The 15,135-nt window shown below is 39.3% G+C and carries 10 protein-coding genes; 7 read left to right on the top strand and 3 right to left on the bottom strand.

The features are described from left to right. The first annotated feature begins 89 nt into the window (after window positions 1–89). From FFM68_RS11040 to FFM68_RS11030, 3 genes are read left to right on the top strand one after another with little or no spacing between them, the layout of a single operon-like run. Window positions 90–1,223 carry an exonuclease SbcCD subunit D gene (locus tag FFM68_RS11040; protein WP_137619366.1) on the top strand — a complete coding sequence of 378 codons (1,134 nt, stop codon included), beginning with the start codon at window positions 90–92 and terminating at the stop codon, window positions 1,221–1,223. Continuing rightward, window positions 1,223–4,345, top strand: coding sequence for an SbcC/MukB-like Walker B domain-containing protein (locus FFM68_RS11035; RefSeq protein WP_137619365.1), 3,123 nt, complete (start codon window positions 1,223–1,225; stop codon window positions 4,343–4,345). The genes FFM68_RS11040 and FFM68_RS11035 overlap by 1 nt, the downstream gene beginning before the upstream one ends. Then, a complete protein-coding gene (locus tag FFM68_RS11030; protein WP_137619364.1) occupies window positions 4,346–7,525 on the top strand; it encodes a DEAD/DEAH box helicase in 3,180 nt (1,059 codons plus the stop codon). Between the two features lie 15 nt (window positions 7,526–7,540). On the opposite strand, the gene FFM68_RS11025 is transcribed toward FFM68_RS11030, so the two are convergent. Continuing rightward, window positions 7,541–8,269 carry an HAD family hydrolase gene (locus FFM68_RS11025; protein ID WP_244925818.1) on the bottom strand — a complete coding sequence of 243 codons (729 nt, stop codon included), beginning with the start codon at window positions 8,267–8,269 and terminating at the stop codon, window positions 7,541–7,543. Between the two features lie 772 nt (window positions 8,270–9,041). Here FFM68_RS11025 and spxA point away from each other — a divergent pair. The 4 genes from spxA to pepF all read left to right on the top strand — a co-directional run bounded on the left by spxA (window position 9,042) and on the right by pepF (window position 13,473). Beyond that, entirely contained in the window at window positions 9,042–9,440 is a 399-nt protein-coding gene (gene spxA, locus FFM68_RS11020; RefSeq protein WP_010739854.1) for a transcriptional regulator SpxA, read from the top strand. 269 nt (window positions 9,441–9,709) lie between these two features. Next, window positions 9,710–10,354 carry an adaptor protein MecA gene (locus FFM68_RS11015; protein WP_137619363.1) on the top strand — a complete coding sequence of 215 codons (645 nt, stop codon included), beginning with the start codon at window positions 9,710–9,712 and terminating at the stop codon, window positions 10,352–10,354. Between the two features lie 162 nt (window positions 10,355–10,516). Next, window positions 10,517–11,518 carry a competence protein CoiA gene (locus FFM68_RS11010; RefSeq protein WP_137619362.1) on the top strand — a complete coding sequence of 334 codons (1,002 nt, stop codon included), beginning with the start codon at window positions 10,517–10,519 and terminating at the stop codon, window positions 11,516–11,518. 137 nt (window positions 11,519–11,655) lie between these two features. Beyond that, window positions 11,656–13,473, top strand: a complete 1,818-nt coding sequence (gene pepF, locus FFM68_RS11005) for an oligoendopeptidase F (protein WP_137619361.1) — start codon at window positions 11,656–11,658, stop codon at window positions 13,471–13,473. A gap of 262 nt (window positions 13,474–13,735) precedes the next feature. On the opposite strand, the gene FFM68_RS11000 is transcribed toward pepF, so the two are convergent. Together FFM68_RS11000 and FFM68_RS10995 are read right to left on the bottom strand one after the other, a co-directional pair. Then, a complete protein-coding gene (locus FFM68_RS11000; RefSeq protein ID WP_137619360.1) occupies window positions 13,736–14,383 on the bottom strand; it encodes a DsbA family protein in 648 nt (215 codons plus the stop codon). Beyond that, a complete protein-coding gene (locus FFM68_RS10995) occupies window positions 14,380–14,988 on the bottom strand; it encodes a CYTH domain-containing protein (protein ID WP_137619359.1) in 609 nt (202 codons plus the stop codon). The genes FFM68_RS11000 and FFM68_RS10995 overlap by 4 nt, the downstream gene beginning before the upstream one ends. Between the last annotated feature and the right edge of the window lie 147 nt (window positions 14,989–15,135).

The raw sequence follows: 15,135 nt of genomic DNA, 5'->3' as shown, positions 1-15,135 counted from the left end.
CGTGCCGTAATAACTAGTTACAAGGCAGAAAAAAAGCCCAAATCATGTTATAATTTTGGGAAGGACTTAATTAGGAAAAGGGTGGATCGATGAAAGTTTTACATACTGCTGACTGGCATATCGGAAAAAAACTTCATGGCTATGATTTATTGCCGGATCAAGCATACATTCTTGACCAGATATTAACGATCGGGAAATCAGAAACAGTCGATGCGATAATGATCGCTGGTGATTTGTACGATCGTTCCGTACCATCTGAAGACAGTGTACGTTTATTAAATCAAACAATCGCTAAGTGGAACCTCACAGAAGGAATCCCTTTATTAGTGATTTCAGGCAATCATGACAGTGCGACTCGTTTAGCGACCGGAGCACCGTGGTTCAACCAAGCAAAATTTCATCTTCAGACTCGTTTGCAAGATGCCTTTACCCCGATTGAAATGGGAAATACTCAATTTTATTTATTACCATATTTTGAACCAGTTGATGCACGTATTTATTTTGAAGATCCCGACTTGCGTACGATTCAAAAGGCGATGCCGAAAGTGATCGAAAAAATGCAAGCGAGCTTCGATCCAAATAAGAAACATTTTCTGATCAGCCATTTTTTTGTTGCAGGCAGCAGCAAGACGGATTCAGAGACAAAAATCGAAGTCGGTGGATTAGACGGGATTAATGGGAAATTATTAACAGAATTTGACTATGTGGCATTGGGTCATCTTCATGGAAAAGACGCATTGAAACTAGACAATGCCCGCTATAGCGGCTCGCCGTTAAAATATTCTTTATCAGAGAAGGATCAGCAAAAAGGCGTCTGGATTGTGGATACGCAGACGAACGAATTTTCTTTTCGGGAATTGACACCGCTTCATGAAATAAAGGAGCTGCAAGCAAGTTTTTCAGAATTATTGGCTCCCGATTTTTACAACGCAGTGAATCGTGAAGATTATTTATCGATTTTGTTAGAGGATCGTGCGGTCATTCCTAATTTGATGAATCAGTTGCGCCAAGTTTACCCGCGGATTATTCAAGTTGAACGCGCAAACGGGTTTGAGACTGCGGTGTCTACTCGTTTAAAAGCCGAAAACATCAAAGAAAAATCACCAATCGCTTTAACGGAAGACTTTTTTACCGAAGTAGCCCAAACCGACTTAACGACGCAACAGAAGAAATGGATCGAAATGGGATTACAGACGAGTTTGCAACAAGGGGGTGCTAGTTGATGCTTCCTAAAAAAATCATTATGGATAATTTTGGCCCATTTTTGCATGAAGAAGTTGATTTTGAAGAGATGTCAGAAGCGCCGTTGTTTTTAATCAGCGGAAAGACCGGGGCAGGAAAAACGACGATCTTTGATGCGATTACATTTGCCTTATACGGAGATGCATCCGGTGGGGTTCGTTCTTCAAATGAGATTCGGTCTTCTTTTGCTGAACCAACGGAAGAAACTAGAATTCAATTTCTTTTTGAACACCAGGGTAGAAATTATTCAATCGAACGTTGGCCGAAACAGACCTTAGCGAAGAAAAATGGAAAAGGCGAGACGACCAAAAATCAAAAAGTCCAATTGAGCATTTTTGATGATACTGGTCAAGAAGCTGAAGCGTATACAAAAGTCGATGCGGTGAATGAAGTGATCTATCAAATCCTGCATTTGCAAAAAGATCAATTCCGCCAGATCGTGATGCTGCCACAAGGAGAGTTTCGGACATTTTTAAATGCGAACAGCACAGAAAAAGAAACCGTCTTGCGCAGTTTATTCGGAACTAGTTTCTATCGCAATTTTACCGAACGTTTGAAGTTTCAAAAAATCGAATTGGAAAAATCTGTCGGTGACTTGACGACGCGAATCGACCAACTTTTTCAGCAAGTAGCCGCTGAAAAAGGGGCCACGTATGAGGAATCCTTAAAACTTGCCCAGTCCTATTTGATAACAGAAGAACAGACTTTACAGACAAATAGAGCTGAACTTTTGGAAAAACAAGCTGTACAAAAAGAGTTACAGCAGCAAGTGCAACAAGCGCAAGAACTTTCTGAACGTTTTTTACAAGCGCAAGCAACTCAGCAGCAGTTGCAGCAATTAAAAGAAAATTTGCCGGAACAAACAGAAAAGAAAAAACAGTTGGCTCGGGAAAAAGCCATTGAAAATTTGCGGCCGCTTTATGAGCGTGTACAGGAACTAGCAATGCTTCAAACGCAGCAAGACCTGTCAATTGTTGAACAGCAGCGCCAGTCAGCAGAGTTGGAACAACGATATGTGGACTGTCAAAAACAGGAAAAAGAATTTGAACAACAACGTTCCGACCAGCAGGCGCAGGAAAAGGAATTGCAAAGCTTAGAATCATTTTTACCGCTAGTAAAAAGAAAAGCAGAACTGGAGCAACAACAAGCTGAGTTGATGCTCAAACAAACGCATTATCAAACACAGTCAGCTAAAATCAGCGAGCGTCTGCAAACGGCTGAAAAGCAACAGCAATTATTGGCAAGCAGACTGAATTCGGAACAAAGTTGGCAAGATCGCCGGTATAAAGAATTGCAGCTGAAACAACAAGTAGAACAATTACAAACATTGGACAAACAGATCTTTGATCAGCAAGAAGCGGAAGAAAATCAGCAGATCAAATTGGCTCAGCTAGTTGAACAGGCCAGCCAGATTAGTAATCAACTAACCGGTGAAACGGCTGAGTATAAGAAATTGAAGAGCCGTTGGGCAGCCGCCGAGATCGCCCGCTTAAGTATGGATCTGCTTCCCGGCGAACCGTGTCCGGTTTGCGGCTCAAAAGAACATCCTGAGCCGGCGCCTCACAGTGTGTTGGCACTAGAGGACATAAGTCAATTACAGGCTACCCTTGAGACACAGGAAGCTCGAATCAAACAATTGGAACTGCTGCGCGAACAGACAGAGGCCCGCTATGAAGTTGCTATAAAAAATTTTGATGATGCGCAAAGTGAGCGAGTCCGTGCACAAGAAACATTTAACCAGCAGCTCATTCAACTTCAAACAGACATCCAAGCAGATTATCAGCAAGAAGTTGCGGCTGAATTAGCAGAGTTAATCAATTTCCTTATCGTTTGTCAAAAAGAAACAACTGAAGCGTTAGCCGAGATCGCCGAGGCGAGACAGTCATTGGAATTATTGACAGTAGAAATTGCTAAGGATCAAGCGGAGAAAAAAGAACTCGAGACTAGTGGGATGAATCTGACAGAGGAACTGCAACTAGTCGTCGGGCGTTTGACTAGTATCAAAGAACAGACAGCCGATTGGCAATTGCCACAATTAGAAAAACGAATCGCTGAATTGAACCAAGCATTAGAAAAATATCAAGAGCAGTTGTATGCGCACCAAACAGTGACCAAAGAGCTGGAACAGCAACAAATTCGTCTGCAAGAACAACAGCGCGTTTTAACAAAACAACAGCAAGAAACAGCTGAGAATTTGGGGAAATATCAAACGTCGCTGGAAGAAAAATTGTTAGAATCTGGCTTGGTATTTGATCAATTACAAGCACCATCAGCAGATCTTTTGTTATTAGAAAAAGAAATTGCAGAGTTTGATCAACAGCTTTTGATTTTAACAGATCGCCATAAACGTTTGCTTACAGCAATAGAAGATCAGGAAAAACCAGAAACAGAACCGTTGCAGCAACGATTGGCAGAGTGTGAGGCAGAAGTTGTTCAATTGCAGCAACACTATTATGCAAAAGAGAACCAGCTACAGCAACAACGTGAATTGATTGGAGCAATCACAACACTGCAAGAAAAAAGCCAAGAGCAGCTTGCTGAACTGAGTCAGATGATCCAGTTGTATCAAACGATGAACGGTGACAACCCGCAAAAAATCAGTTTGGAACGTTATGTCTTGCAGTGGTATTTAGCAGAAGTGTTGCAAAGTGCCAATCAACAATTGAATCAGCTGACAAAAGGCCGCTATCGGTTTGAACTGGAACATGAAGCCGGTCGTTCCAAAGGCAATACTGGATTAGAAATAAATGTTTATGACGACAATGCCGGTGCAAGCCGCAGTAGTCATACATTGTCCGGTGGTGAAAGTTTTATTGCGGCGCTATCGTTGGCATTAGGGTTGGCTGAAGTCATCCAAAATCAAGCTGGTGGGATTGCGATTGAGACATTGTTCATTGACGAAGGATTTGGCTCATTGGATGAAGAAGCGCTGGAGATGGCGATGGAAGCATTAGAAGGAATCGAAAATGCTGGACGCATGATCGGTATTATCAGCCATGTAAGAGAATTGAAAGAACGTATTCCGCAACAAATTATTGTGGAGACTAGCGGAACGGGTCGCAGCAGCATTCGTTATCAGCTAGAAGGATGGAGTGAAACGTAAATGAGATGGAGTATTCCAGAAAAAGTGATCGAACGCGGCAGAACGTATTTAAAAGAAGGACGGGTCTTATCTGTTGAGGCAGATCTAGCGCGACGTGTTTGGCACGGTGAAGTATTAGGTAGTGAACTTTATCTGGTTGATTTAGACGGTAGCGGAAAAGAAAATGATATTTGTGCGTGTCCTTATTGGGAAGAACATAGTTATTGTAAACATACTGTCGCAGTTGAGTTGTACTTGCGGGAGAAAGGTTTGTCGCGGGTAATTAAACCAGAGACAGTCTTACCGAAAAAAATGGAGAGCAGTGTTTCTTTCGCAGATCTATTGAACCAAGGTTTTTCACGTTTAGAAAAAGAATCTGAGCCGCTGCAATCTTTATTTGTTGAATTTGTCGTTGAAGCGATCCCGACAAATCCGTATCATCCCGAGTTAGATGTCTTAGCGGTCTCATTAAGAATTGGCAGTAATTTAACTAAGCGCAGTTATATCGTAAAAAATTTATATGATTTCCTACACGCCTATCAAACAGATTCAGCTTATAGCGTCAATAAACAATATCGTTTCCAAATCGAGGCTGGAGCATTTGATCCGAAGTGTCGTGATTTGATTGAAGATTTAGTAGGAGTCAGCGAGACGTATCAGTTATTAGGAAAAGCCGGGCTACAAGTCAAAGGCAAGTTGGATAAACGTTACCTTCTATTACCTGTCCATCGGATTCAAGAATTGTTAGAAGGCATGGAAAAAACGGGGCAATTGAGTGTCAAACTAGGTGAAAAGACTTATTCCGAGGTTCATGAAGGCCAAGAACTGCCGGTATCCTTTGCGTTAGAAAAACGGGGCGAAAATGATTTTGCACTAACAATCGAAGACGGGTTTACTAACTACTATAGTAATTATTTCTTGGGGTTTGTGGAAAATTCTTACTATTTGATGACTCGCGAACAGCAAGATACGTACATCACATTGAAACAGCTGATGAAGCGCTTGAAAGAACCTGTGATCGCTTATGAGCAGCGCCAGTTGTCACAATTATTTACAGAAGTTTTTCCGTACTTAAGAAAGATCGGCCGAGTAAAAATTACTGAGGATGTCGCGGAAATCATGAAAGAAGAACCATTGCGGGCAGTGGTGATTTTTCGAAAAATCAAAGGAATGATCAAAGCTGAAGCAGAATTTCATTATGGGAATGCTTATTTTTCTACTAATGAGACCCATCAGCCTAAGTTACCAAACAATGTCGAAATTTTGCGCGATCGAAAAAAAGAAAAAGAGATTCTGGATCTATTTGATACATACCGTTATCAAAAAATCGATACCGGCTTTGAAAAGAAACTGCCGGTCAAAGATAATCTTTATTATTTTTTCAAAGTTGAAGTGGAAGAGTTTAGAAAATATGCCGAAGTTCGTATGGGTAAAAAACTACGTCAATTATTCTTAGACGGCGAAGAGTTTCAGCCAACCATTGAAGTGGATCAATCAGGTTCATGGTTGGATATCAAATTCGATGTTACCGGGATCGAAGATAATGAGATTGATCAAGTTTTGAATAGCTTATTGCGAAAAGATCGTTTTTATACATTAGACAATGGAGAAGTTCTGTCTTTTGACTCGGAGGCTTTCCAACAAACGAGTGAAATGATCGGTCAATTACGGGAAAAAATCAGTGCAAAAGACGGCTTAATCCGTTTGCCGAAGAGTCAAGGAATAGCGTTAGAACAGCGCTTGAAAGACAATCCGCAAGCGCAATTTAGCGAAAGTTTCACTGCGATGGTGCAAGATCTGACGCATCCAGAAGATTATCAAGTCACTTTACCGACGGATCTGCAAGCCACATTGCGGCCATATCAAGCAGAGGGATTTCGTTGGTTGAAGATGTTGAGCGATTATGGATTTGGCGGAATTTTAGCGGATGAGATGGGGCTAGGTAAAACAATCCAAGTTATCACCTTTTTGTTAGCTGAAAAAGCACAGCGGCCAATCAAAGCTTTGATCGTGACACCGGCAAGTCTTGTTTATAACTGGCAAGCGGAGATCAAAAAGTTTGCACCAAGTTTGCATTCGATCGTCATTTCAGGGAATCGAAGCGAACGAGAGCAACAACTTGCTGATGCTGAAGAAATCGTAATAACTTCTTATGCTAGTTTGCGCCAAGATATTTCATTACACGAAAACGTAGGATATCAGTATATGATTTTGGATGAGGCGCAAATGGTGAAAAATGCCTCTACAAAAACATCTAGTGCACTGCGTAATTTATCGATTCCGCATCGAATCGCTTTGAGTGGGACACCGATCGAAAATAATCTAGAAGAATTATGGTCATTGTTCCAAACTGTTATGCCAGGCTTTTTCCCACCAATTGGCCGCTTTCGTCAAATGGCGGTTCCAGAAATCGCCAAGATGATCCAGCCCTTTGTTTTACGACGGGATAAAAACACTGTCTTGCAAGAATTGCCAGAACGGATCGAATCCAATGTGTTAAGCAGCTTGACAGAAGAACAAAAGACCGTGTATTTAGCCTATCTTAAACGGATGCGTCAAGAAGTCGATCAAATGGACTCTGCAACATTCCGTAAACAACGAGTGAGTATTTTAGCGGGGCTTACGCGGCTGCGTCAAATTTGTGATGATCCGCGGCTGTTCATAGAAGGGTATGAAGGCGGCTCAGGAAAATTGGAGCAAGTAAAAGATCTAGTCCGAGCAGCAAAAGAAAATGGACGACGCGTATTACTATTCTCTCAATTCACTAGCATGCTTTCTATTATGGAAGAAGAATTTGCAGAAAATGGCATTTCGAGTTTCTATTTACGCGGCAGTACAAAGGTTTCTGAACGCTTAAAAATGGTCGATGCTTTCAATGCAGGTGAAAAAGATGTCTTCTTGATTTCGTTAAAAGCCGGTGGAACCGGTTTGAATTTAACTGGGGCCGATACTGTCATTCTTTATGATTTGTGGTGGAATCCAGCAGTGGAAGAACAAGCAGCCGGTCGAGCACATCGAATCGGTCAGAAAAAAGTTGTAGAAGTATGGCGGATGATCGCTGAAGGAACAATTGAAGAGCGAATGAATCAATTACAGCAAGAAAAACGCGAATTATTCCAAAAAGTGATCCAAGGCAATGAAGAACAAACTAATAAATTGACCGAAGAAGATATTCGGATGATTTTGAGTATAGGGGAATAAAAAAGTTTGCAGCGCTTAGCGTTGCAAACTTTTTTTTGTGATGAAGGCGTTGTTCAATTCTTTAAAACTTGTGAGTTCGTCATCATAAATTGCTGTTTGATCACTTGGGATCATTCGTCTTTGATGATTGAACCACCAAACAGACCAGCCGGCAGCTTTTGCGCCGAGTACATCGTTATCAAAACTATCACCCACGTATAAAAGCGAATCAGGCGTCAAGTTCAATTTTGCTTCCATTAAACGAAAAATACCAGGATCCGGTTTTTGGATCTGTACGCCATCAGAGATGATGATATTTTCTTGATCGATCCAATTGGTCAGTTGTAAGGCGTTGATTTTATCTGTTTGCCGATTTACGGGTCCATTAGTAATGATTCCGATCGGAGTTCCTTGTTGATTCAAATAATCTAGCGAAGCACTGATTTCGGCTGGCAGGACGATCGATTGCAGCGCACGATCATAGGCTCCTTGAAATGCATCCAACTCAGAATCGGCCGGGACAAAATCAAAATCAGCAAATGCAAGTCGGATTCTTTCATAGCGCATTTTTGCTAAAGACCATTCGCCGGTGATCGATTTTAAGTAATGCAAATCACTGTAGTGACGAAAGCTGATGAATAATGTATTCATTTTTGTTTGCGGGAAAGTTGGAAATAAGGCAGTAATTGCGGCAGCAAACGGCGCCTGTTGTTCATATAAGGTATCATCTAAATCAAATACAATTCCTTGAATCAATCGACTCACTCCTAAATTTTGACTAGTTTTATTATAGCAAAAATCTACTGGTTTTGATGAAATCAAATGAAAAATGTATCATCTAAGGTATCACTTGTTATGTTATGTAGGATTTAATTTATTGAAAAAAACATGATTCTTAATCAATCAAAAATATTCTTAAGGAGAAAAATAATGATTGGAAGGGTGAAAATCGGTAAAAAAAGAGTGTTTTAATTTTATTTAATGAACGAATTTATTTTTTATTTTTTTGGCTAATTGAAAACTGTATCTATTCTCAGAAAGTTGTCTCAGCAAAACAGCTAGTACAGGAAAACGATGGCGAACATAAAATAAAATAACTATAAAAAGCTGATTGCAATATTTCAAGTGTTGTTCTATTTTAAAATAATTCTAAAAAGAGCTTGATATATAAAGTTTTATATATGGTTTTTCTGTTTTTACAAAAAAATATTGTTCCATTTTGAGAAGATAAAAAAATTCAAAAAAAAATAAAATCGATTGTTTGTTAAAAATGAAACAAAAAATAGTACAGATATACGATGTGTTATATCACATTATTAAATGAAAAATATGCCACTGTTTTCTCATCTTAAAACAGCCGAAGTGTCGTGATAGCTTATATTTGGTCGCTTTAGATTAAATAACGTTAATATTTGTAAAAAAAAAGCAAGACAGCTCTTTTTTTTGTTACCTTTTTTTTGTATAATAGAAACAGATAGCAGGAAGTGGTAATTACCTGTTACAAAAAAATTGAGAGTCAAGAAAAGGAGTGATATGTATGTTAACGCTATATACTTCCCCTAGTTGTACATCATGTCGGAAAGCACGTGCTTGGCTGCAGGAACATGAGATTCCTTATGTTGAACGTAATATCTTTTCTGAGCCATTGAATATTGATGAGTTGAAGGCCATCTTACAAATGACTGAAGACGGAACGGAAGAAATCATTTCGACTCGTTCAAAAGTTTTCCAAAAGTTGAATATGGATTTAGATGAATTGTCACTGAAAGAATTATTGGATTTAGTTAAAGAGAACCCTGGATTGTTGCGTCGTCCGATTATGATAGATGAGAAACGTTTGCAAGTTGGTTTCAACGAAGATGAAATTCGTCGATTCTTACCACGTGACGTTCGCCAATATGAATTACGTCAAGCCCAATTGATGGCTGGATTATAAAAGTAGTGCCCCGCTGAGTCGGGGTATTTTTTTGTCTGCCGTTATTGATTCATGGAAAGTGAACGCTAGTTAGGATTCAAAAAGGCCAGTATATTTTTTTTCACTCGATGAGTTAGAGAAAACAGGTGAAATGGAAGATTTTTCATTGATAGAAACTGATTTGTTGCTTTTATTTATAGTTTTCAATAAAATTCAACGGCTTTCTTTACTTTTAGAAGTAATCAGTTACAATGAACATATAATCTATCTTTAAAGTGAGGTGTGCCAATATGGAGATGGAACACATCAATGAGAATACGATCCGAGTTATTATTGAGAATGAAGATCTAGCTGAACGTGGAATTACTTTCTTAGATTTACTAGGAAACCATCGCGAGATCGAATCTTTCTTTTACAGTATCTTAGAAGAAGTCGATATTGAAGATGAGTTCAAAAGCAGTGAAGCAGTTACTTTTCAAGTGCTTCCCAAAAATGACGGTTTAGAACTATTTATCAGTAAAAATCTGACGCCAGAAGATCTTAATAAGATGAATGATTCTGCCGAGTTCGAGTCAAATGATTTTGATCAATTGATTCGTCAACAAATCTTAGCCAACTCTGAAAGTCTGGATGACAGCGGAGAAGCAAGCCGTTTACGCGTTTTTCAGTTAGGTAGTTTTGAAGATATGATCGAATTAGCAAGCTATCACTTTTTAGATGATGCCTGGTGTGATTTGTATCTATTAAATGAGACGTACTATTTGCAGGTTTACTTTGATCCTGAAACGTTTGGTGAGTATACGCTTTCCGATGTTACAGCAGAGATTTTAGAGTATGCGCAAGATTCTTCTGTATCTACAGAAATGTTGGAAGAATACGGGAAACTTTTAATGAAGCAAGATGCGATTGAGACGACTCGTTTGTATTTCAATTAAAAAATTTAACTAAAGTATCTTTCAGAAAAATAGTTGTTGAAAGATGCTGAAGGTCTGCGGCTCAAGTCGCAGACCTTTTTTCATTAAAAAATCAGATCAAAGATAATGAATAAAAATTTTTTTCAGCTGAGAAATTGCGTATCTTTTTTTGAGGTGAAAAAAATGTTGTTTGCTTACACGGAGGAAAAAAAGCTAATCACGGCTTCAGCGCGGCGTGATGAAAAGAACTGTTTTTGTCCGGATTGCGGCGAGCCAGTGATTTGTAAAGCGGGAAAAATAAAGATTCCACATTTTGCTCATATTAGCGGGTCTAATTGTTTTGGTTTGAGTGAAGGCGAAACACAGGAACATTTACAGTTGAAACAACTGTTTTTAGACTGGGGCAGCCGTTTTGAATGCGGTTGGAAAATGGAAGAACCGCTAGCTGATCTGGCACAGCGACCAGATTTATTGCAAGGAAATTTGGCTGTAGAAATCCAATGTTCCGTGATAAATGGTTCGCGCTTGGCTAAACGGATCAATGGTTATAAGCAAAAAGGGTATCAAAATTGGTGGCTGTTGGGGCAGAAATTATGGCCGGCAGATCGGCTGACACACTTGCAACGGCAATTTTGTTCATTCGATCAAGTAAAAGGGATCCATTTATGGTTGTTGGAAAAAGATCAGCTTCGACTGCTTTATCATATTTATGAAGGGGAGCAGTTTAGTTATCGAGAAACTTGCTGGCCTAGTTATTCACAGTCGCTAAATGAAATTTTTCAGTCGACTGTTTTTGAACGGCCAATCCCGCTTTTTCCTACTATTGAGAAAAGAAATAGCTGGAAGTTGGCGTTGAGTATGAAGTTAGTTCAAAAAAATCCCAAAATTCGGGGATTGCAGCACTACTTCTATCAGGAGCACCGTCACCTGTTGTTTTTGCCTGAGTGGATGTATTTCCCCAGTCGCTATTTCTTTTTTTATCAAGAAGATCTCTTGGTCTTCCGTTATTTGTTTCAAAAAGAGGCAAAGAATGCTTCGCTTATTTTCCAAAAATTTTTAGCCTATCGTGCCGAAAATCAAAAAGAATGGATCTTTCATCAGGTGGATCAGCAAGAGATTTTAGAAAGACTTTATCTTGAAGCGATTTTTTGTCAAAAAAAAGCTAAAATTTCAGCGATCCGCTGAGCTTTTAAAAATACTTTTTCCTAAATTGTGGTAAGATTGAGATTGAAAATCAATGCGGTATTTGTTCGACATTTGTGGGAGAGCAACGACTGCCAGGAGAGTTATGCTTAAAAAGCAAACGAGTAAGGAGTGTTTTTATGAGTGAAGCAAAACAATTGCCAAAACGCCAAGAAGTACCGGCTGAATTGACTTGGGACTTGACTAAAATTTTTGCAGATGATGCTGCGTTTGAAGAAAAATTTCAAGCGTTGTCTAAAGAATTAACAGAAGTCGATACGGTCAAAGGCAGCTTGGGACAAGGAGCAGCAGAATTTTTAGCTGCGATCGAATATGTGTTAGATATTTATCGCAAAGCAGAAGTAATTTATGTTTACGCCCATTTAAAAAATGATGAGGATACTGCCAATACAGGCAATCAAGCACTTTATGCGCGAGCATCCAGTTTAATCGCTCAAGTTAGCGAAGCTGTTAGCTGGTTTGAACCAGAAATGTTGCAACTGTCAGATCAAGAGATTCAAGACTTTTTTGAAGCAGAACCTAAACTAGCTTTGTATCGTCATTTTGTTGAACAAATTATTTCTGAAAGAGCACATATTTTACCAGCCGAACAAGAAGCGTTACTAGCAGGGGCTAGTGAGATCTTCGGCAGCTCAGCGGATACTTTTTCTGTTATGAATAATGCAGATTTGAAATTTCCTGTAGTCAAAAATGAAGCCGGCGAAGATGTCCAATTGACGCATGGTGTTTATGGTCAGTTACTAGAAAGCACGGATCGTACCGTTCGCAAGCAAGCATTTCAGGCTTTGTACACCGTTTATCATCAATTCCGCAATACATTTGCGTCAACATTGAGCACCCATATTAAAGGCCATAATTATAAAGCAAAAGTCCGCGGGTATCGATCAGCGCGCGAAGCGGCATTAAGCGGGAACCATATCCCAGAAGACGTTTATGAAACACTGACGTTAGTAGTCAATCAATACTTACCGCTGCTGCATCGTTATGTAGAATTACGAAAAGAATTGCTGGGAGTAGAAGAACTTCACATGTATGATCTATACACACCGCTTTTGGCTGCTTCACCGATAAAATTCACTTACGAAGAAGCACAAGAAAAAGTTCTCGCTGCGTTGAGCCCATTAGGTGAAGAATACTTAGAAGTTGTAAAGAAAGCTTTTGCAGAGCGTTGGATCGATGTTGTTGAAAATCAAGGCAAACGCAGCGGTGCATATTCTTCCGGAGCCTATGACACCCAACCCTATATTTTATTGAATTGGCACGATCGACTAGATGAACTTTATACATTGGTTCATGAGATGGGACACAGCGTCCATAGTTATTTCACACGTCATTCTCAACCGTATGTCTATGGTGATTATTCGATTTTCTTAGCTGAGATCGCCTCGACGACGAATGAAAATTTGTTAACAAGTTATTTGCTAGAAACAGAAAAAGATCCCGAAGTTCAAGTTTATATCATCAATCATTATTTGGATGGTTTCAAAGGGACGATTTTCCGCCAAACACAGTTTGCAGAATTTGAACATTTTATTCATACTGAAGATGCAGCGGGTAATCCGTTGACTAGCGAACATTTGAGTGAGTTCTATAGCGAATTGAATGCGAAATATTATGGTCCTATCGTAGTAAACGATGAAGAAATCAAAGATGAATGGTCAAGAATTCCGCATTTTTACTACAACTATTATGTCTATCAATATGCAACTGGTTTTTCAGTGGCAAGTGCGTTAGCAAAAAGAATCGTTGAAGGGGAGCCTGAGGCATTAGAGAAATACTTGACTTACTTAAAATCAGGCAGCAGCGATTATCCAATTGAAGTTATGAAAAAAGCTGGCGTCGATATGACCCAGCCAACTTATATCGAAGATGCGATGGAAATTTTTGCTCGTCGGTTAGATGAATTAGAAGAGTTAGTAGGCAAATTAAAGAACTAGCAAAATAAGGTTATGATAGGTAGGGTGGCTTCAAGAAACAAGAAGGGATTTCTAAAAATTATTTTCAAATTTTTGTGAGATGTCGGCATCTTTTCGAAGAAGCTGCTTCTTACCGTTTATTCGGAAAAAGGGAGCGTGACAAGACTTTTGTCACGCTCCCTTTTATTTTTTAGATGTGGAAACATCGTGTAAAATGCGATCGATGAGAATCCCAAGTGCTGTCGTATCTTCTGTCAGCGTTAGAAAAAGGCTGGAAATATCTTTAAACCAGTGACAAATGATGATCAAACTCAGAGCGCCTGAATGACGCATTTTTATTTTGCAGCTCTAAAAAGGCGAGCAATGATTCTTTTGTATTGTAGGTGTCTAAAATATGATGAATCATGTCGCACCCTTCAATGAGAATTCCTGTGTCACACCCTTCACCATAATTATAAATCACCGCTGAAGGATGAGAGGTAATCTTCATTTCATGGGCAATTTGCTGATCGGCTAAGAATGCTTCTTGAACAAAGTCCGAGTGGCGATCTTCTAAAAACATTTCTAAATCGCCGCCGACCTTATTGAAAAGCTGAATAGCTAATTTTTTTGAATAAGGTTGTTTTTGTTCACCAACGACTTTTTGCAGCTCAATCAGGAAGTCGCGCCCACGTTTTTTTCCTTGCAAATGAGCGGCTTTGGCATCGAGTGTCGCAGAATGAATTTCTTGGGATAATTCTGTTCGTAATTGAGTATCTTTTTCCGATACACCCAGCCGATTCATGAACTCTGAAACTGTCTGTAAATTCATAATAGGGATCAGACGCAGCTGGATATTTATATCGTAGGCTTTGATTAAATCAATGATTCGTCGTTCAATCGATAAACAACTTTTGCCAATTGGATTAACAAACAAATAAATCTCTATCACTGGAATCCCTCCGTCTTTTTATCCCGTTTCTGTTGTGCAGCGACGGCACGAACAATTTTATTTTGTGTTTTTCGATAAGGCAGCTGAAATTTTTTCAGCAATTGTTTAAATTCAGCTTCACCATAACTAGCATCGGCAACTTCTATTTCCAATTCAAAGTCATGCTGGTCACTGTACCAGCTTTCATCTAAAGCTAGTTTTCCTTCTGGGATCATGAACTCGACTCTTTTCGTCGTCAATTGTCCAATCAACTGCAAGTCAGTTAAGGAAATAGCCAGATTGCGCAGTTGCGCTAATATTTCTGTAGCCTGGGAGGTGAATTGATTATTTTGCAACGCTTGCTCTGTATCAGCAAGGGTGAGTGTGTCGGTGATTTCTAAAAGACCGATCGTTTGGGGAACTTTTAAAGTTGCTTCCGCTTTTTCGGCAAAGCGGCGAATTCTTAGTCCCATACCATGTTGTTTCAGTTGGAAATCGGCGGTATCGAAATAGAGATTCGTCTGTATGACAAATTGATCGTTCGTAATCGTATAGTAATGTAACAAGTGTTCGTAGTCATCATTTGTTAGCATACTCTTGAATTCGATTTCAATTTCTTTACTCAAATTTATTCTACTCCTGATCTTAAAAAACTTCTAATATTAGGTATCCTTACATAAAATGTGTTAAATAGTCAAACAATTAGAATTGAATTTGTGAAAATGTTAGCGTCTTGTAATATTTGTTAAGAGACAAAAATATGACATTTTTTT

The organism is Enterococcus xiangfangensis (genome assembly GCF_005405365.1).
GTDB classification, from domain to species: domain Bacteria; phylum Bacillota; class Bacilli; order Lactobacillales; family Enterococcaceae; genus Enterococcus_A; species Enterococcus_A xiangfangensis.
The sequence above is the reverse complement of the archived record's forward strand: the minus strand, read 5'-3'. Positions and strand labels throughout refer to the sequence as shown.